Raw genomic sequence first — 19,803 nt, forward strand, 5'->3', positions numbered from 1 at the left:
TCTGCGCCGCCCGCCGCTTATCCGCCGTTTTCCGTTGCCTGTTCCTCCACGATGCCGGGATTGGGCTCCGGCTTGCCGGGATGGCTGGTGACGAGATAACCCATGGCAACCGCGGCGGCGACCACGAACAGCAGGACAATACCGCTGATCGTCATCAGCCAGTCGCGTGGCCGCCGATGCGCCATGATATATTCCGGCCATCGGCTAGGATGGTTCACCAGGCTGAATTTACTGCCGTGTCGCATGAACTTCCCCGGAATTGAGTTGTTTCCCTGAAGATCAACGCAGGCATGGCGCGGCTGTTCCGCCCTGGCGGGGGCAGGGATGATGACAAGGCCGTGAGGATCGCGGCCTGCGTGGCCGAACCTGTCGCCGCCACGGGTGCGGCGCGCAAACCGGAATGATGTTCCGGCCATTCTTCGGCCTGCCACGCAACCGGTCGATCAGACGGACTGGATCGCGATGCGGTTTCCTTCGCTGTCGGAAATTTCGGCGACGAAGAGCGTGTCATCGACCGGCGTTTTGGGAAACAGAATCTCGCTGCACTGCCGCACGGCTCTCTCAAGGACATCGTCAATGTCCTTCACGCCAAGATAGATGATTGCCCCGTCTTTGGTGGGAACATAGGTCTCACCCTGGGCGAGCGCGCCGCTTGCGCCGTCCTTGCCTTCCACGAAGGGGAAATAGGCCATTTTATTGTCGTGGATCGTGACGACTTCCGCAAAGCTCACACCGAAAACGGCGCCGTAAAAACGCATCGCCCTTTCAATATCAAGTACCGGAATTTCGACATGGGCGATCAGGTTCACGCGGCTGCTCCTTCTGAAATATGCCTGATGTGTATCGTGCCTCTGTGTACACGGCACGCCATCGCAACTGTCAATGGGCGGGTGCAGTCGCCAGACGGAAGCCTGCTGCGGGATGGTGCACGCTCCGGCCATCCTGCGTGTGCTTGATCCGGCTGCTTTCGACATGGCTCGCCTGTCTGGCGCGGGAAATGGTGTCCTCTGCCGCAAGGCCCGCCGGCAAAACGCCCGGCGATGGCCTGTGATGGCGCGTGGGCCAAAAGCCCGCTTGCCAGCCTGTTCTGTTTATGCGAATGATTTGCAATTGCATTAAATTGCCTCCCATTTGAAAGTTCAGAGAATGGACAAGCCTGTCTTTGGATGGCGGCGGAATGGCGACGACCTGTCGCTGTCCGACGTGCACGGTTCGATCAGGGTCAAGCCGAATGCCGGCACGTTTCGCCGGGCGATGGCTTTTTTCGGCCCCGGCTATCTCGTTGCGGTCGGTTACATGGATCCGGGAAACTGGGCGACATCGCTCGCCGGCGGCTCAAGGTTCGGCTACACGCTGCTCACCGTTGCGCTGGTCTCGAATATCATGGCGATCGTGCTGCAATCGCTCTGCGCCCGTCTGGCGATTGCCTCCGGACGCGATCTCGCCCAGGCCTGCCGTGACGCCTATCCAAAACCCGTAGCCATGGTGCTGTGGCTGCTGGCGGAAATCGCCATCATCGCCACCGATATCGCCGAGGTCATCGGCACGGCCATCGGCCTCAACCTCATTTTCGGCATTCCGCTCGAACTCGGCGTTCTCATCACCGCGCTCGATGTATTCCTGATCCTTTATCTGCAGAAGCTCGGTTTCCGCTGGGTGGAGGCGCTGGTCATCACGCTGCTTGGCGTCATCGCCGTGTGTTTCGCCATTCAGGTGGCGTTGGCTGATCCTGACTGGGGGCAGGTGATCCTCGGTTTTGCGCCGACGACCGAGATCGTCACCAATCCGGACATGCTCTATCTGGCGCTCGGTATTCTGGGCGCTACCGTCATGCCGCATAATCTCTATCTGCATTCCGGCATCGTGCAGACCCGCGAAATCGGTGAAACAATTGCCGAAAAACGCGAGGCGCTGAAATTCGCCACGCTCGATTCCACCATTGCGCTGATGTTCGCGCTCCTCATCAACGCCTCGATCCTTATCCTCGCGGCGGCGACCTTCAACAAGACGGGGCAGACCAATGTCGCCGAACTTGGTGAAGCGCATAATCTGCTTGCGCCGCTGCTTGGCCTTGCGATTGCGCCGACGCTCTTCGGCGTGGCGCTGTTGTGCTGCGGCATCAATTCCACCGTCACGGCAACACTAGCCGGCCAGATCGTGATGGAAGGTTTCCTCAAGATGCGGCTCGCCCCCTGGCTGCGCCGCCTCATCACCCGCGCCATCGCCATCGTCCCCGCCGCCGGCGTCACCGTCTTCTATGGCGATAGCGGCACGGCGGAACTGCTGATCCTGACGCAGGTGGTGCTCAGCCTGCAACTCTCCTTCGCCGTCTTCCCGCTCGTGATGTTCACCGCCGACAAGGCCAAGATGGGTGAGCTGCGCTCGCCGCTCTGGCTCTCGGCCTTTGCGTGGTTGATCGCGGTGGTGATTGCGGGGCTGAATGTGAAGTTGCTGGTGGATTTTATGGGGTGAGGCGGCCGCCGTTCCGTCGGGATGGACGCCGATGACTATCAGGTAGGCGCGGGCTGGTTGATCTCAGTTGACTGAACCTTGCTCCCAATCGCGTAGGGTGCCGGTAATCAAACCGCGAGTACTGATCACTATGGGGTCGCATAAAATCAGCGCTGGCTGCTGGACATGCGCGCCTCGACTATGTCGTCATCGGTCAAAACGATCATCTCGCTGTTAAATCCTGAAATCTTTGCAAGATGATGAAATAGCTCGATTACGCGCTGATATTGTTTAATGACGAGATCCAATACATCTTCGCCCGTTTCGGTCTGAAACGGGCGTCTATAGCGATATAGCTGGCCTGCGGGCGATAGAGGGATCGCGATACCCGAATGCTCTGCGAAACGACTGCCATAAGGACGTCTGTGGGTGAAGGTGTTTCTCAGGTCCGTTAGTTCCCACATCCAACCGCCGGTCTCCCATTGCCCCTTCTGTTTGGATTCCTTGATGAGACCGCGCGCCACCAAGTAAGCGAGCAGCGGATCCATACCTAGGTGGCGTGACCTGAGTTTCTTGCATAGCAATTTATACGAATCCAATTTGGCAGGATCTTCTCCAATCCTCAATGCTATAAACGATGCAAGGTAATCCCGAGCAGCTCCGGCATGCATGAAAAAGGAGTGAACGTGTGTGTTCAGCACCTGATCTAGCGTCACGGAAACACGCTCTCCATTCAATTGGTCCGTCGCCATTAGATCTACTAGCTGTTCATAGTAGAAAGCGGAGATATGTTCGACGCTGATATCCATCCCTCGAAGACTGAGGGCGACAAATTGTGCTAATTTCTCGTCGGGCTGCTGATCGTCTATGATTGCGGCAATATCTTCGTGACTGGGTGTGGAGAGTGAATTCAGTCGGTGTCCGCATCGTTCGTCGCCGATTCTGCTGGATATGTTTCTCCAAAGGTCCGCTGCACCCAACATGTGGTTGGACCTCCCAGGAATGATGGGAACCCACTTGCTGTAATAGGATCCATTGCTCCATCCAGAGTGCTGAAAGGCGATAGGAGTGATGCCTAACGAGCGCGCCATATTCCAGATCTCTTCTCTTGAGAAGGGTCCGAACGTGGCTAGCTGCCCTCGAACTAGAACAGGTTCAAATGCCCAGTGATCATCTTGGATGCGTGCGGCACGAATGCCTCCCGAAAAATGGAGATAGAAGCTCTCCCCGTCTTTTAAACGTGGGATCCATCGCAGTGGCTGCCCGTCGAAGCGAAGACTTTTTTGTTCCTTCACTTTCGCTCCCTCGTGCTTCCAGGTTTGCTGTGCGACATCCGTTTTCACTGTTTGTTCTGGTAAGCCTATTCCGGGCGCAGGAAAGCGCCCGGATTATGAGTTACATTGCGTTGGCTAGGCTTAACTTCCGAAGTGGCAAGTTAGAGGTTCTTGTCCGGCCTAGCCTCGGTTTTTCAACCCTCTTGTTTGTTACTTGCTTAAATCTTATCAAGAGCAACCGCTCGTCGCACCACAAGTATCGCACTTCTCACAAGTGCCGTTCCGCACCATCGTGAAGTTCTGGCATTCCGAGCACATGTTGCCCGTATAGCCTTGCGCGATCGAGCGCATGCGGCGTTCGTTTTCCACCTTCTTGGCTTCCGTCTTGGCCGATGCAGCGTCGGCGGCGGCCTTGTCGGAGAAGAGGGCGGTGGCCGTCTGCTGGGATTCCTGGGCGACGTCGTCGATGACTTCCTCGGCGATTTCTTCGGCCAGTTCCTTGGCGCGCTCTTCATAGTCCCGCTTGAAGGAGACGATTTCCGAGGTTGCGATGGAAACCGTCGGTTCCAGCTTGCGGGCGGCGGAGCCGGCGAAGGAGGTGACGTTGGCGGAACCACGGGCAGGGGTGGCCGTTGCCGAGCCCTTCGGCTCGGAAGACGACCGTTCGCCGCCATTGCTGGAAACCAGCGTCGGCTTGTAACCGCGGGTCCAGCCGGTGGAAACGAGGTTGGTCTTGCCTTCCTGGATGCCCTTGCCGAGTGCGGTGTTGGAGAAATCCGACGTATCGACATGGGCCAGATCGTGACGGCCGAGATAGGAGACGGCGAGTTCGCGGAACACGTAGTCGAGGATCGACGTGGCGTTCTTGATCGCGTCGTTGCCCTGCACCATGCCGGCCGGTTCGAACTTGGTGAAGGTGAAGGCCTCCACATATTCTTCCAGCGGCACGCCATATTGCAGGCCGAGCGAAATGGCGATGGCGAAGTTGTTCATCATCGCGCGGAAGGCGGCACCTTCCTTGTGCATGTCGATGAAGATTTCGCCGATGCGGCCGTCACCGAATTCGCCGGTGCGCAGATAGACCTTGTGACCGCCGACGGTTGCCTTCTGGGTGTAACCCTGACGGCGGTTCGGCAGCTTTTCACGCTCGCGCGAGACACGTTCGATGACGCGTTCGACGATCTTTTCGGTGATCGTCACGGCCTGCTGTGCAGCCGGCTGCTGGATCAGCTCTTCGATCAGGTCTTCGTCGTCCTCATCTTCCACCAGCGAGGCGTTGAGCGGCTGGGAAAGCTTGGAACCATCGCGGTAGAGGGCGTTGGCCTTCAGCGCCAGCTTCCAGGAGAGCATGTAGGCTGCGCCGCAATCCTCAACCGTCGCATCGTTCGGCATGTTGATCGTCTTGGAGATCGCACCCGAGATGAAGGGCTGTGCCGCTGCCATCATGCGGATATGCGATTCGACCGAGAGGTAACGCTTGCCGATCTTGCCGCAGGGGTTGGCGCAATCGAAGACCGGCAGGTGCTCGGCCTTCAGGAACGGTGCGCCTTCCAGCGTCATCGCGCCGCAGACGTGAACGTTTGCCGCCTCGATGTCCTTCTTGCCGAAGCCAAGGTGCTCGAGCAGGTTGAAGCTCATGTCGGAGAGCTGCTCGTCGGAAACTTTCAGCGTCTCCTTGAGGAAGTCGGCGCCGAGCGTCCACTGGTTGAAGACGAACTTGATGTCGAAGGCGCTCTTCAGCGCGCCATTGACGGCCTCGATCTTCTCATCGGTGAAGCCCTTGGCCTTCAGCGTGGAAGGATTGATGCCGGGCGCCTGGTTGAGATTGCCATGGCCGACGGCATAAGCTTCGATCTCGGCGATCTGGCTTTCGGAGTAACCGAGCGAACGCAGCGCATCTGGAACCGCGCGGTTGATGATCTTGAAGTAACCGCCGCCGGCGAGCTTCTTGAACTTCACCAGCGCGAAGTCGGGCTCGATGCCGGTCGTGTCGCAATCCATCACGAGGCCGATCGTGCCGGTCGGCGCGATAACCGTCGTCTGGGCGTTGCGGTAGCCGTGCTGTTCGCCGAGCGCCAGCGCCTTGTCCCAGGCGGCGACGGCATGGGCGATCAGGTCCTGATCCGGGCAATCGCCATGGATGAGCGCCACCGGGTTGACCGACAGGCCTTCATAACCTTCCGACTGGCCGTGAGCGGCGCGGCGGTGGTTGCGGATGACGCGCAGCATGTTGTCGCGGTTCGGGGCAAAGCCGGGGAAGGGGCCAAGCTCGCCGGCCATTTCGGCCGAGGTGGCGTAGGAAACGCCGGTCATGATGGCGGTGAGCGCACCGGCAATGGCGCGGCCTTCGGCGCTGTCATAGGGAATGCCCGAGGACATCAGGAGACCGCCGATATTGGCATAGCCGAGGCCGAGCGTGCGGTATTCGTAGGAAAGTTCGGCAATCTGGCGCGAGGGGAACTGCGCCATCATGACCGAGACTTCGAGCACGACGGTCCACAGACGAACGGCATGTTCGTAATCGGCGATATCGATGCGCTTCGTCGCCTGATCCTTGAACTGCAGAAGGTTCAGCGAGGCGAGGTTGCAGGCCGTGTCGTCAAGGAACATATATTCCGAGCACGGGTTGGAGGCGCGGATCGGGCCGGCGGCTGGCGAGGTGTGCCAGTCGTTCATGGTGGTGTTGAAGTGCAGGCCGGGGTCTGCCGATGCCCAGGCGGCGTGGGAAATCTTTTCCCAGAGGTCGCGGGCCTTCAGCGTCTTCATGACCTTGCCGTCCTTGCGGGCGGTGAGGTTCCAGTCGCCGTCATTTTCGACAGCGCGCAGGAAGTCATCCTTCAAGGATACGGAGTTGTTGGAGTTCTGGCCGGATACCGTCAGATAGGCTTCCGAATCCCAATCCGTGTCATAGGTCTTGAACTGGATGTCCTTGTAACCCTGTTCGGCGAACTGGATGACGCGCTTGACGTAGTTTTCCGGCACCATGTCCTTCTTGGCAGCGCGGATTTCGCGCTTCAGGGCAGGGTTTCTGGCCGGGTCGAAGCAATCGCCATTGTCAGCCTCGCAGTTGACGCAGGCCTTCATGATCGCCTTCAGGTGCTTGGCGACGATCTTGGAGCCGGTCACGAGAGCGGCAACTTTCTGCTCTTCGTTCACCTTCCAGTCGATATAGGCTTCGATATCCGGATGGTCGGCATCGACAACGACCATCTTCGCTGCACGACGGGTCGTGCCGCCGGACTTGATGGCGCCGGCTGCGCGGTCGCCGATCTTGAGGAAGCTCATCAGGCCGGAGGAGCGGCCGCCGCCGGAAAGCTTTTCGCCTTCGCCGCGCAGATAAGAGAAGTTGGAGCCGGTGCCGGAACCGTATTTGAACAGGCGCGCTTCACGCACCCACAGGTCCATGATGCCGCCTTCATTGACGAGGTCGTCCTCAACGGACTGGATGAAGCAGGCATGCGGCTGCGGATGTTCGTAAGCGGACTTGGACTTGGTCAGCTTGCCGGTGAAGGGGTCGACATAGAAATGGCCCTGGCCGGGGCCATCGATGCCATAAGCCCAGTGCAGGCCGGTGTTGAACCATTGCGGGGAATTCGGCGCAACGCGCTGGGTGGCGAGCATGTAGGCAAGCTCATCGCGGAAGGCCAGAGCATCTTCTTCGGACGAGAAATATTTGCCCTTCCAGCCCCAATAGGCCCAGGTGCCGGCCAGACGGTCGAAAACCTGACGCGCATCGGTTTCGGAGCCGAAACGCTCGGCTTCGGGCACATCCTTCAGGGCCTTTTCGTCGGGAACGGAGCGCCACAGGAAGGAAGGAACATCGTTTTCCTCGACCTTCTTCAGGAACTTCGGCACGCCGGCCTTGCGGAAATATTTCTGCGCCAGAACGTCGGTGGCAACCTGGCTGAACTGCGCGGGAACGTCGATGTCCGCCAGACGGAACACGATCGATCCGTCCGGGTTCTTGATTTCACTGACGGCCTTGCGGAAGTCGATCTCCGCATAAGGCGATTGGCCGGGCTTCGTGAAGCGGCGTTCAATGCGCATGGTTTCCTGTCCTCGTCCATTGGGCGCCCGGTGAAGGGCGCAAAAATCCGGTCCAGCCGTGCGATGCCTTCGCGCAGCCGGTTGTTGCCGATCTGAAAGGGATGTTCATCCTTGGATGTGATCCCTGTATATCGTGGCTTATTCGGCTGCAAGCATAGTGTGGAATACTAAATATAGTATCAACAGCTTCCTGCCGCCAGTCCCCGCGTCATGTTTTTGGCGGTTTCCGAAAGGCGTGCGGAATCCAGCGGCGAACCGTCCCCTCATGGCCGGGACGCCGCTTTGGACTTGCGCGCTCAAGATGGAGAAGAACCGGCCTCGTTACTTTCCGGTCCGTTGCCGCCGCAACATAAGTGTCACTTTCCTCCCACGGCATAGATTCGTCAAGCCATAGATTGAAACCCATTTTTAACCACAAGATATTGTGTGAAGCGCCTGTGGAAAACGGGGAAAGCAAAAGCGTTCAAAAAAATCAGTAACTTGGCAGCGAAATTTGAAGCTTGCGCGAGGCTGGTTTCCGCAGCGGAATGCCAAAACCGCGCGTTTCCGGGGTGCGGCATAAAGGCGACACTACGGTTTTTCCGTGTTTTTCCGCTGTCGCCAGAATGGCGTTTTCAAACAAAAAGCCGCCCCGGAGGGACGGCTTTTGCAGCTCTTGTTTTTAAGGACGAGGGGCGATCAGCCGCGCGATCCCTTGGCGATCGGCTCCTGATAGGTGAAGCCCATATCCCAGGGGAAATAGATCCAGGTGTCCTGGCTGACTTCGGTGACGAAGGTGTCGATGGTCGGCACGCCCTTCGGCTTGGCGTAGACACAGGCGAAATGGGCTCTCGGCAACATTTCGCGCACTTCCAGCGCCGTCTTGCCGGTATCGGTCAGGTCGTCGAGGACGAGCACGCCTTCGCCGCCATCTGCCGCCAGCTCCGGGGCGACGCCCTTCAGCAGAACCGTGTCGCCCTGATTGACGTAGTCATGGCGGGTGGCGATGCAGACGGTGTCGATCAGGCGGATGTTCAGCTCGCGGGAAATGATCGCCGCCGGCACGAGGCCACCGCGGGTGATACAGACGATTGCCCGGAACTCTTTGTCGAGACCGGCAAGACGCCAGGCAAGAGCGCGGGCATCGCGGTGAAACTGGTCCCAGGAGACGGGAAAGGCTTTATCGGGAAGGGACATGTCGTCTACCATCTGGTCAAAATTGTCGATGGCTTTGGCTAATAGCCGCAAGTCCGGCAAAAAGGCAAGCTTTCCGCGCAGGACTGTTATTATGGAGGGGCCGAGAGATTGCCGCCTGTTTCTTCTCCCCGCCGGGGAGAAGGTGGCCCGAAGGGCCGGATGAGGGGGCAACCTCTCGGTTTATCTCAACCGTCGCCTCCTCATCACGCTGCCGCGGACTTCTCCCCGGCGGGGAGAAGGGACAAGCGGCAGACGCTCGTTTCAAGCAAGATGGCGGGGCTTGCGGCGCTGTTTACGCCGCATCTATATTCAGCGCGACAAAAGCGTCATCGCCGTCATGGAATCGAGCAGCGTGCGTGTGACGCCGCCGAACAGCAGCTCCCACCAGCGGGAATGGCCATAAGCACCCATGACCAGAAGGTCGATGCTGTTATCGGACAGCCGGTTTTCGATTGCCGCCTGCGGCGAGACGCCGGCGATCTTTTCCTGCGAGGTCACGGTGACGTTGACGCCGTGGCGGGCGAGCGTGGCGGCCAGTTCCGTGCCGGCAAGGCCCGAAGACTGCGTTTCGCTTTCGGCCTGATCGACGGAGAAGATCTCGACGCTGTCGGCCGCCTTGAGGAAGGGCAGGGCATCAAAGGTGGCGCGGGTCGCCTCGCGCGAGCCGTTCCAGGCGATCAGGACGCGCTTGATCGGTTTGGCCACCGTCAGCACATGCGGCACGAGGAGAACGGGGCGGCCGCTTTCATAAAGAAAACCGTCAATATCCGAACGGCTGTCGGACAGTGCGGAGGAGCTGCTCTGGCGGGCGACGATCAAATCGGCGCAGCGGGCGCTGTCGATCGCGGATGCGGAGGCGTAACCGACCGATGTGACGAAGCTGCGCCATTCATGCGAGACGCCGTTGGCAGACAGCGTGCGCTCGAAAAGCGTTCCGACATCGGTGGTTTCCTTGTGCGCCACGTCCTGCAGCGCCTGCACGGTGGCGGGATCGGGAATTTCCATCGGCGCGACAAGCGGAACGGCGGCCAGCGTTTCCATATGCAGGCCGATCACATGCGAGGAAAACTGGTCGGCAAGGCTTACCACGAATTCGCCGAGCTTCTGCGTGTTCGCAACATTGTCGACCACTGCCAGTATCGTTTTGTAACCCATTTCTCTCTCCTCGGTGATATGTCGTTTCTAGGGGGAGAGTGGCCGTCTTTGCCGATGGCCACCTTGATTTTGGTCAAACCTTCTCGTCGCAGGCCGGTTCCGTTTCAGGCGGTCGCATCGCCCTTGCCGGCCGCCAGCCTTTTTTCCTGGCCGATGGTTTCGATCATGGCGGCAACCGCCTCGGTCGCCGCCTTCAGCACGCTGGCGTCACGGGCGCGCACGACGATCTCGGTCGAAAAGCGCTGCCCGTCATATTTCGGATAGGAGCCGATGCTGGTTTCGGGATGGGCCTTCTGGATGGCCGTCAGCGGCGTGCCGATATCGCCTTCGCCATAGGGCGAGCGCACCGCCTGCGACATGACCTTCGCGCCGGTGCGCAGGGTCGGCATGACATTGTCGAGCATCGCCTGGAACACCTGCGGCACGCCGGCCATGACATAGACATTGCCGATGACGAAGCCGGGAGCGACGGAAACGGGGTTGGCGATATGCGCTGCGCCTCTCGGCATACGCGCCATGCGCTTGCGCGCCTCGGTGAACTCCATCTCCCGCACACGGTACATGTCGCCAAGCAGGCGCAGCGCCTCGGCATCGTGTTCGCAGGGCAGGCCGAACGCCGCCGATACCGCATCCGTTGTGATATCGTCATGGGTCGGGCCGATGCCGCCCGAGGTGAAGACATAATCATAGCGGCTTCGCAGCGCATTCAGCGCCTCGACGATCGATTCCTCCTCGTCGGCGACAATGCGCACTTCCTTGAGATCAATGCCGGACATGGTGAGCACATCCGCGAGATGCCCGATATTCTTGTCCTTGGTGCGGCCCGACAGCAGTTCGTCGCCGATGGCGAGCATGGCGGCGGTGACAACGGAAGAAGTGGAGGAGGGGTTGGACATGGGTGCACTCGTCATCTGTTTTGTCAGACGTTAGCCCCGCTCCCGGGGAATGCAAAGCGGTTTTGAAAAAATGTCTTTTTGTAAATGGTTGACGTTCCGGTTTTCCGTTCACTCATCGTGAACAGTGCGTATGCCAATCCCCGGCTGGCGGGATCACGGTCTGTCCGCTACCTTTTCTTCACACGGATTTGACGGGTAAACGCCGATGATCATCGAGTTTTTGAAGAAGCTTCTGGCCGGTACGCCGGAAACAGTTCCAGCAAAGGAAACGAAGAGAATGACGAAGGTTCTGGTACTTTATTACTCCTCCTACGGCCATATCGAGAAAATGGCCTATGCGGTTGCCGAAGGCGTGAAGTCCACCGGCGCGGAAGCCGTGGTCAAGCGCGTTCCCGAACTCGTTCCGGAAGCGGTCGCCAAGTCCTCCCATTTCAAGCTGGACCAGCCGGCTCCGGTGGCAACCGTGGATGAGCTTGCCGAATACGACGCCATCATCGTCGGCGCTGGCACGCGCTTCGGCACGGTCGCCTCGCAGATGCGCAATTTCTGGGATCAGACCGGCGGCCTGTGGTTCAGCGGCAAGCTGGTCGGCAAGGTCGGTTCGGCCTTCACCTCGTCCGCCACCCAGCACGGCGGCCAGGAATCGACCATTCTCGGCTTCATCCCCACCTTCCTGCACCATGGCATGGCCGTTGTCGGTCTGCCCTATGCCTTCCAGGGCCAGATGGGTGTCGATGAGATCAAGGGCGGCTCGCCCTATGGCGCTTCCACCATCACCGATGGTGACGGTTCCCGCCAGCCGTCCGAAATCGAACTGGAAGGCGCACGCTTCCAGGGCGCGCATGTGGCGAAACTCGCCGCCAAGCTTTCGGCCTGAACTGAACCTTGCTGAAAAAGAAATGCGGCCCGAAAGGCCGCATTTTCCTGTTCTGACAGCGTCAGATTGTCGGAGCCGTGGGGGACAGGATTTCCAGGCGGTTCAGATCGGCAGGTTGACCATGAAAAGGCAACTTGCGACCACGAAGCCGAGCATCGAGATTTCGAGAAAACCGTTCAGTCCGTCACGCATTCCAATCCTCCTTGTGTCGAGCGGAAAGAGAACGGACAGAGCCTATTGCGGTTCCATAACAGAAGAATGAAATTTAGAGATTTTTAATGCCCTGACATTCCGCTGCCGGGCGGAGGTCACTCATGCATGTCAGCCGGTGACAACGAAGGCGACGACGAGATGGCCGAGAAGGCCTATCGCCAGGCAGGAGAGAAGAAAGATGAACAGGGCTTTTTTCATGTTTCCGGCAGCTTCCATCTGTTTTGACCCATTGAACCATTTTCTTGATCTTGCGCCGCCGCAGGGCACGTCTCGTCTTCCTGCGGCAGGCGGACCGGTGGCCGTCAGGCCTTGATGTCGAGGCCCGCCTCGATGGCGGCGGCGATGAAGGCCCTGCGCGCATCCTCCGGTTTCTTGCGGCCGGCATCGACGGCGGCGCAGATCAGCAGCGCCTTGTCCAGCTCCTCGCCATCTTCAACCGGCCAGTCCTCGATCAGCGCCCAGGAGGCCGCCTGCGTGGTTTCGATGCTCGTATAGTCGCCCGGCGTTTCAAACGCGATCAGGACGGGTTTTTGCCAGCGCGTGTTCATCGCCTATCCGTATTGGTTACCGTGCCCGGCTCTAAACGAAGCGGCGTGAATGCGCAATCCCGCGAACGGTGCGGTCAGTCGTCGCGTCCGAACAGCCAGTCGCGGATGATGCGCCGGTCGATGAGTTCCAGCGAGCGGTCGGGCGCGATGCGGTAGGTCTCGACCGCCCTCGTGCTGCCGTCGATACGGAATTCGTGGCTGAACGTGCTGCCGATCGGTGATTTCGTCAGCTTGGTGCGCGGCTGGCCTCTGTAGGTGATGCTGCCGGGAATCGGTTCGACATAAGGCGCCGGTCCGACATAGGGGCCGGGTCCGACGGTGGTGCATCCCGCAAGTGCGAGTGCGATGATGGCCGATGATAGGAGCGTTTTCATCCTGTCCTCCGAAGTGCGTCTGCGAAAACGATATGGAGGCGCAGCGGTTCCCGACAGGCAGCAAGACCAGGGGTAATTTGTCCCGGTCACTTGCCCTTCGGATTCTGAATGTCGCGCGCGACCCAGCGGAAGAAAGCGTAGACGAGGAGGCCGAAGATGAAAAGCGGGATGAGGTTCGCAAAACCGGACATATGATTCTCGTTTCTCCCTCCCTGTCCGGGGTCTAGCCGGACTGAAACCGGCAAGGCAAGACACGCGGATATCACCACCGGTAAAATATCCGTGTGCCTGCAGGGGAGAATCTGGGGCTGTGGGAAGGGGCGGGAGAGATCTGGCGCACTGCCAGTGATGCCAGATCTCTCCGTCTCCCGCCAGTTTCAGGGTACGGGGGACTTGTCCTTACTATGACGGACAACGGCCAATCGACATAGGCCGAGAAATCACCTCGAATAATTCGCTGCCGCGGCCCGCCAACCGGGGCCGGAGCTTTTTATCCGGCAAATTATTTCAGGCGCGGCGGCCGGCGGGAGCGCGATCCACCATCCCGGCGATCTATAATGGCCTAACCCGTTGAAACGGCTTGGGTGCATTCCGCAGGACATGTCGCGGAGAAGGGTGCGGAAGGGAACTTTTGTCAGGCTGCATCATTGAAGCAGGCAGGACATATGCCAATAGTGGAGGATTACACATGCTCGGCACCATCCTCGTCATTCTGCTCATCCTGTTTTTGATCGGCGCGCTGCCGAGCTGGGGTTATCATAATTACGGTTATGGCCCGTCGGGCGGCTTGGGACTGGTTCTGGTCATCGTGCTTATTCTGGTTCTGCTCGGGCGCATCTGATTGATCGCTCAGGAAAATGAAGCAATGCCCGCATCGCCGCAAATGCGCGGAATGCGGGCATTGTTTCTTCTGAAATATGAGTAAGATACAAAAAACCACGCAATCTTAAGCGTTTAGATGGTTGGCGATGGAGTTGCGCCCATCCGGTTCGAAAAAACATCACATTCGGGACGAACCCTCTTGCGCCCAAAATGGATTCGTTCTAAATGCCCGCCATCGCTTGAATTGAAGAGCGTGTGAGGCCTCGTGGCGGAGTGGTGACGCAGAGGACTGCAAATCCTTGTACCCCGGTTCAATTCCGGGCGAGGCCTCCAAATTTCCACCGACATCGATGTTTTTCGGGCAAAGCGGTCTCGTTTTGCGGCGATTTGCCGTTCTTTGCGTTGTGAAAATCCCCGTGGTTTCGCTTTTTCCCGCACATCCCGCTTACCGCGCTTGAAAGCGTGCGCCTTGGCAATTATGAGATTATCCAAAGGCGAGGGAGACCTGCGCCGTTTTGAGCTTTTGGAGCCGAGGCTTCCCGACCGGCATCCGCGAAATTGAGGCGATAACGATATGATGGATTTCGAAACCGCGCGCGCCAATATGGTCGACAGCCAGCTGCGCACGACCGACGTGACCTCGCATTCGGTGCTGAAGGCGTTTTTGAGCGTGCCGCGCGAGGCTTTCGTGCCGGCGGGCGTGCGGCAGATTGCCTATGTGGACGAGGATCTGCAGATCTGTCCCGCCCGCGACGGCCGCCCGGCCCGTTACGTCATGAAGGCTTCGCCGCTGGCGAAGCTGCTGCAGCTTGCCGCCATATCCAAGGAAGACGTGGTGCTGGAAGTCGGCGGCGGTGCCGGTTATGCGGCCGCCATTCTTTCGCAGCTTGCCGGTTCGGTCGTTTCGCTCGAATGCGACGAGGCGCTGGCGGCGCAGGCCACGGAGACGCTGGCTTCGCTCGGATATGACAATGTTGCCGTCGTCACCGGCGATCTCGAAAAGGGTTATGCGAGCGAAGCCCCCTATGATCTGGTTTTCGTCAACGGTTCCGTCGAGGAAGTGCCGGCGGCGCTGACCGATCAGCTGCGCGACGGCGGACGTCTGGTCGTCGTTGTCGGATATGGCAATGCCGCCAAGGCCACCGTCTATCGACGCGATGGCAACAGCACCTCGGCCGCAAGCTCTTTCAACGCGTCGGTCAAGCCTCTGCCCGGTTTCGCCAAGGCGGCCGAGTTCGTTTTCTGATCGGCAGCGATCATCCTGTTCGTGGCGCCGGGGTGGCCTTCCACCCCGGCGTTTGTTTTTTGGGGCAGGGCGCGGCCCCGTTTCATGGTGGGGTCCGAGCAGCCTTCCCACAAAGCTGTGCATCACCGCGAAACTTGTCGAATCAGTGATTTAGTTCCGGGCTATGCTACCCTAGACTAAGGGTGATTCGGGGTGTGCGTATTCCTGCCCCGCATGACCCTGCAACAGGGACGGCAAAAACGCCCGGCGGTTTTGTTCCAACCTGTTTCAGAGCATCGGCATGGCAGCAGGTCCGGCTGCCGTTCGCGCGATGCAGGAATTGAACAGGTGCGAAGCGTCCTGTCCGGCACCCGACTGGTGCGGCTGGAATGCTCAAGAGTGGAAACCGGGGATTGATATGGCTCAGCCAAGCGTAGCGCGTGAACCGTCCATGGAAGAGATATTGGCGTCGATACGCCGGATCATCGAAAGCAACGAGCCGGGACCTGCCGGTGCGTTTTCCGGACAGTTGCCGCCGGTCTATGACGATGAAGACGATGCCGCAGGCGAAGCGGCCTTTGTGACGGAGCCCGTCAGCCCGCCGGCCCGCGTTCCCCCCGCCGCAAATCAGGCTTTTGGCGCACGGCCAGCGCAGGATTTTTCGCCGGCTTCCGAAAAGCAGATGGCTGAACAGCAGGAAATCTCCGCCGAAAAGACCATGTCTCTGGCCGATGTCGCGGCGCGCGTGCGCGCTGCCGCCGATCGCAATGCCGCCATGGGGCCGCAGGCATTTGCCGCGCAGGCGCAGCGCGGCGCGACGGAAGCTGTGAAAGCCGCGCCTGCCGCCCCTTCTCTCGACGTGGTGCAGGCTGAACGTCCCGCGCCGCAGCGTCCGACGGATGTGCGGCCGCTGATGGCCGCGGCCGCTGCCAGTGCCAGTGCCAGTGAAAAGGCAGCGCCTTTCGCCACCGAGGATCACGCCGCAGCGGCGGCCATCGAAAATACGTCCTTTGCCGAAGGCCGTTTTGATCAGCTTGCGCTGCGCGGCGCCATCGAGGCGCCGGTTGCCAGAGAGCATTTTGAAATCGAAGTGCACCAGCCCGCCGACGAGGCGCCAGAATTCGAACTGGCCGAGCCGCAGGTTGAGGCCGGGCGTGAAGCCCATGGCGGTCTGTCGCTCAATCTCATTTCCGCCGAGGCCGGTGCGCAGATCGCGCGTTCCTTCAGCGAACTGGCGGAGGTTTTTGACGGCGTCGAGCGTCGTTCCATCGAGGATATGGCCGCCGAGATGCTGCGTCCCATGCTGCAGGACTGGCTGGAAGACAATCTGCCGACCCTGGTGGAACGCCTCGTGCGTGAAGAAATCGAGCGCGTGGCACGCGGTTCGCGTCGCTGAATCGTCCGGCCGCTCGGCGCAAATGCGTCGCGGGCCAGGAAACGGGAGCCGCTCCGGCATCGGGGCGGCTTTTTTGTTGAAGATGAAGGTGTTATGGGGGCATAGTCATCCTTGGGGCTGCTCAATGGCGGCTCGCGTCTCGGTTTCTGTTGACTCTCGACCGTCCATCCTTATTTAAAAAATCCACACAAGAACTCTAAAATTCAGGTCAGGAAATGCTCGAAAAGACCTACGATTCCGCAACCGTCGAACCGAAGATCGCCAAAGCCTGGGACGAGGCGAATGCGTTTCGTGCCGGCGCCAACGCCAAGCCGGGCGCGGAAACCTTCACCATCGTCATCCCGCCGCCGAATGTGACGGGCTCCCTGCATATGGGCCACGCGCTCAACAACACGTTGCAGGATATATTGGTCCGTTTCGAGCGCATGCGCGGCAAGGATGTGCTGTGGCAGCCGGGCATGGACCATGCGGGTATCGCCACCCAGATGGTGGTCGAGCGCAAGCTGATGGAACAGCAGCTTCCGGGCCGCCGCGACATGGGTCGTGAAGCTTTCGTGGAGAAGGTCTGGGAGTGGAAAGCCGAATCCGGCGGCCTGATCTTCAACCAGCTGAAACGCCTTGGCGCATCCTGCGACTGGTCGCGCGAGCGCTTCACCATGGACGAGGGCCTGTCCGAAGCCGTTCTGGAGGTCTTCGTCACGCTCTACAAGCAGGGCCTGATCTACAAGGACAAGCGCCTCGTCAACTGGGACCCGAAACTTCTCACCGCGATTTCCGACATGGAGGTCGAGCAGATCGAGATGAAGGGCAATCTGTGGCACCTGCGTTATCCGCTGGAAAAGGGTGTCACCTATCAATATCCGGTTGCCTTCGACGAGGAGGGCAAACCCACCGAGTTCGAAACGCGCGATTATATCGTCGTTGCCACGACGCGCCCGGAAACCATGCTCGGTGATACCGGCGTTGCGGTGAACCCGGAAGACGAGCGTTACAAGGGCATTGTCGGCAAGCACGTCATCCTGCCGATCGTCGGCCGCAGGATTCCGATCGTCGCTGACGACTATGCCGATCCGACAGCCGGCACGGGCGCCGTGAAGATCACGCCTGCCCATGACTTCAACGATTTCGAAGTCGGCAAGCGCTGTGGCCTGCGCGCCATCAACGTCATGAATATCGACGGCACCATCTCCATCAAGGAGAACGAGGATTTTCTCGAAGGCCTCGATCATCCCGCCGCCCTGCATGGCGCATGGGATCGTCTGGAAGGGCAGGATCGCTTCTTCGCCCGCAAGGTCATCGTCGAAATCTTCGAGGAAGCCGGCCTGCTCGACAGGATCGAGCCGCACAAGCATGTGGTGCCGCATGGCGACCGTGGCGGTGTGCCGATCGAGCCGCGCCTGACCGACCAGTGGTGGGTGGACAACAAGACACTGGCCCAGCCGGCCATTGCCTCGGTGCGCGAAGGCCGCACCAACTTCGTGCCGAAGAACTGGGAAAACACTTATTTCCAGTGGATGGAGAACATCCAGCCCTGGTGTATCTCGCGGCAATTGTGGTGGGGCCACCAGATCCCGGCATGGTATGGTCCGGATGGTCAGGTCTTCGTCGAAAAGACCGAAGAAGAGGCGCTGCAGGCGGCCATCCAGCACTATATCGCCCATGAAGGCCCGTGGAAGGCCTGGGTTGAGGAGAAGCTCGAGAACTTTGCGCCGGGCGAAATCCTGACGCGCGACGAAGATGTGCTCGACACATGGTTCTCGTCGGCGCTCTGGCCGTTCTCGACGCTCGGCTGGCCCGAGCAGACGCCGGAGCTGGCGCGCTATTACCCGACCAATGTGCTGGTCACGGGCTTCGACATCATTCCGTTCTGGGTGGTTCGGATGATGCAGATGGGTCTGCATTTCATGAAGGACGATGCCGGTAATCCGGTCGAGCCTTTCAGCACGGTCTATATTCACGCGCTGGTTCGCGACAAGAACGGCCAGAAGATGTCGAAGTCCAAGGGCAACGTCATCGATCCCCTGGAACTGATCGACGAATATGGCGCCGATGCGCTGCGCTTCACGCTCGCCATCATGGCGGCGCAGGGGCGCGACGTGAAGCTCGACCCCGCGCGTATCGCCGGTTATCGCAACTTCGGCACCAAGCTGTGGAACGCCACGCGCTTTGCCGAAATGAACGGCGTGAAGCGCGATCCGCACTTCCTGCCGGAAACCGCGTCGCTGACGATCAACCGCTGGATCCTGACCGAACTTGCCAATACCGCGCGCGATGTGACGGCGGCTCTCGAGAATTTCCGTTTCAACGATGCGTCCGGCATTCTCTACCGTTTCGTCTGGAACCAGTTCTGCGACTGGTATCTGGAACTGCTGAAGCCCGTCTTCGGCGGCGAAGACGAAAAGGCGAAGACGGAATCGCAGGCCTGCGCGGCCTATGTTCTGGACGAAATCTATAAGCTGCTGCATCCCTTCATGCCTTTCATGACGGAAGAACTGTGGGCGCATACGGCCGGCGAGGGCGAGGAGCGGGACGATCTGCTTTGCCTCACCGACTGGCCGGCGCCGGAGTTCCGCGACGATGCGGCGGCTGCGGAAATCAACTGGCTGATCGATCTCGTTTCCGGCATCCGCTCGACACGCGCCGAGATGAATGTGCCGCCGGGCGCGACTGCCTCGCTGGTGGTCGTTGGCGCCAACACTTCCACCGAAGCGCGGCTCGACCGCCACGCCGCCGCCATCCGGCGTCTGGCGCGGGCCGACGAAATCCGTGCGGGCGAAGTCGCGCCGAAGGGTTCGGCCCAGATCATCGTCGGTGAAGCCACCATCTGCCTGCCGCTCGGCAATCTCGTCGACCTTGCGGCGGAAAAGGCCCGTCTCGAAAAGGCGATCGGCAAGGTGGATGCGGAAATGGAACGCATCGACAAGAAGCTGTCGAACGAAAAATTCGTGGCCAATGCCGATCCTGAGGTTGTGGCCGCCGAGCGCGAGCGCAAGGCCGAACTGGAGGTTCAGTTGACGAGCCTCAGAACCGCCATGCAGCGGGTGAACGAAGCGGGATAACGCCCGGTCTCGTCAAAACACCGAAACGCCCCTCAAATGCGGGGCGTTTTTTTGCTTTTTGTCACGTTTGATTTCGTTTCATTGCTGCGTTGCAGCGCCGAATCATTTCTGCGCCGGAGTGGGATTATTTCATCGCGGCTGCTTGCCCGGACAGCGCTGAAAAGCCGAAAAAACCAATAAAAACGGCCTCATAAGCGGGTTTCTTCGGGAAAGTACCACTGTGGTTATTTGGCGACATTTCCATTTCGTGTTGGGAATTTGTTTCGTTTTGTATCAATTTTTTCGAAGGG

15 protein-coding genes and 1 tRNA gene are annotated in these 19,803 nt (G+C 59.6%); 7 read left to right on the top strand and 9 right to left on the bottom strand.

The window, feature by feature from the left end; translation table 11 throughout:
• Positions 1 to 17: 17 nt before the first annotated feature.
• Positions 18 to 245, bottom strand: a complete 228-nt coding sequence (locus N434_RS08020; protein WP_065115861.1) for a hypothetical protein — start codon at positions 243 to 245, stop codon at positions 18 to 20.
• Between the two features lie 198 nt (positions 246 to 443).
• The gene (locus N434_RS08025) at positions 444 to 809 is read right to left on the bottom strand and encodes a VOC family protein (RefSeq protein WP_110757045.1); all 366 of its coding nucleotides are present in this window, start codon (positions 807 to 809) and stop codon (positions 444 to 446) included.
• Between the two features lie 337 nt (positions 810 to 1,146).
• On the opposite strand from N434_RS08025, the gene N434_RS08030 reads away from it, so the two are divergent.
• Positions 1,147 to 2,472 (top strand): Nramp family divalent metal transporter, encoded by a 1,326-nt coding sequence (locus tag N434_RS08030; RefSeq protein ID WP_110757048.1) that lies wholly within the window; start codon positions 1,147 to 1,149, stop codon positions 2,470 to 2,472.
• Between the two features lie 146 nt (positions 2,473 to 2,618).
• Here the strand turns inward: N434_RS08030 and N434_RS08035 are convergent, their stop codons facing one another.
• From N434_RS08035 to N434_RS08055, 5 genes are all read right to left on the bottom strand, one after another.
• Complete coding sequence (locus tag N434_RS08035; protein ID WP_110757050.1) at positions 2,619 to 3,794, bottom strand: hypothetical protein; 1,176 nt, start codon at positions 3,792 to 3,794, stop codon at positions 2,619 to 2,621.
• A gap of 159 nt (positions 3,795 to 3,953) precedes the next feature.
• Positions 3,954 to 7,772 carry a vitamin B12-dependent ribonucleotide reductase gene (locus tag N434_RS08040; protein WP_110757052.1) on the bottom strand — a complete coding sequence of 1,273 codons (3,819 nt, stop codon included), beginning with the start codon at positions 7,770 to 7,772 and terminating at the stop codon, positions 3,954 to 3,956.
• Positions 7,773 to 8,450: 678 nt separating this feature from the next.
• On the bottom strand, positions 8,451 to 8,948 hold the full coding sequence (gene gpt, locus N434_RS08045; protein ID WP_065116229.1) for a xanthine phosphoribosyltransferase: 498 nt from the start codon (positions 8,946 to 8,948) through the stop codon (positions 8,451 to 8,453).
• Between the two features lie 309 nt (positions 8,949 to 9,257).
• Positions 9,258 to 10,103, bottom strand: a complete 846-nt coding sequence (locus N434_RS08050; protein ID WP_065115855.1) for a universal stress protein — start codon at positions 10,101 to 10,103, stop codon at positions 9,258 to 9,260.
• Between the two features lie 104 nt (positions 10,104 to 10,207).
• Positions 10,208 to 10,999: a competence/damage-inducible protein A gene (locus N434_RS08055; RefSeq protein ID WP_110757054.1), complete on the bottom strand. Its 792-nt coding sequence runs from the start codon at positions 10,997 to 10,999 to the stop codon at positions 10,208 to 10,210.
• Positions 11,000 to 11,276: 277 nt separating this feature from the next.
• Between N434_RS08055 and wrbA the strand changes: the two genes are divergently transcribed.
• Complete coding sequence (gene wrbA, locus N434_RS08060) at positions 11,277 to 11,876, top strand: NAD(P)H:quinone oxidoreductase type IV (RefSeq protein ID WP_065116228.1); 600 nt, start codon at positions 11,277 to 11,279, stop codon at positions 11,874 to 11,876.
• A 515-nt stretch (positions 11,877 to 12,391) separates the two neighbouring features.
• On the opposite strand, the gene N434_RS08070 is transcribed toward wrbA, so the two are convergent.
• Together N434_RS08070 and N434_RS08075 are read right to left on the bottom strand one after the other, a co-directional pair.
• Positions 12,392 to 12,637, bottom strand: coding sequence for a DUF982 domain-containing protein (locus N434_RS08070; protein WP_110757056.1), 246 nt, complete (start codon positions 12,635 to 12,637; stop codon positions 12,392 to 12,394).
• Between the two features lie 74 nt (positions 12,638 to 12,711).
• Positions 12,712 to 13,011, bottom strand: a complete 300-nt coding sequence (locus N434_RS08075; protein ID WP_110757058.1) for a hypothetical protein — start codon at positions 13,009 to 13,011, stop codon at positions 12,712 to 12,714.
• Positions 13,012 to 13,699: 688 nt separating this feature from the next.
• On the opposite strand from N434_RS08075, the gene N434_RS08085 reads away from it, so the two are divergent.
• From N434_RS08085 to N434_RS08105, 5 genes are all read left to right on the top strand, one after another.
• The gene (locus tag N434_RS08085; RefSeq protein WP_003495626.1) at positions 13,700 to 13,852 is read left to right on the top strand and encodes a DUF3309 family protein; all 153 of its coding nucleotides are present in this window, start codon (positions 13,700 to 13,702) and stop codon (positions 13,850 to 13,852) included.
• A gap of 240 nt (positions 13,853 to 14,092) precedes the next feature.
• Positions 14,093 to 14,166: transfer RNA gene (locus N434_RS08090), tRNA-Cys, on the top strand.
• Between the two features lie 241 nt (positions 14,167 to 14,407).
• Entirely contained in the window at positions 14,408 to 15,079 is a 672-nt protein-coding gene (locus N434_RS08095) for a protein-L-isoaspartate O-methyltransferase family protein (RefSeq protein ID WP_110757060.1), read from the top strand.
• Between the two features lie 397 nt (positions 15,080 to 15,476).
• Positions 15,477 to 16,454 carry a cell division protein PopZ gene (popZ, locus tag N434_RS08100; protein ID WP_110757062.1) on the top strand — a complete coding sequence of 326 codons (978 nt, stop codon included), beginning with the start codon at positions 15,477 to 15,479 and terminating at the stop codon, positions 16,452 to 16,454.
• Positions 16,455 to 16,669: 215 nt separating this feature from the next.
• Positions 16,670 to 19,513: a valine--tRNA ligase gene (locus N434_RS08105; protein WP_110757064.1), complete on the top strand. Its 2,844-nt coding sequence runs from the start codon at positions 16,670 to 16,672 to the stop codon at positions 19,511 to 19,513.
• Positions 19,514 to 19,803: the final 290 nt, after the last annotated feature.

The organism is Rhizobium sp. UGM030330-04 (assembly GCF_003208455.1).
Taxonomy (GTDB): Bacteria; Pseudomonadota; Alphaproteobacteria; order Rhizobiales; family Rhizobiaceae; genus Agrobacterium; species Agrobacterium rhizogenes_A.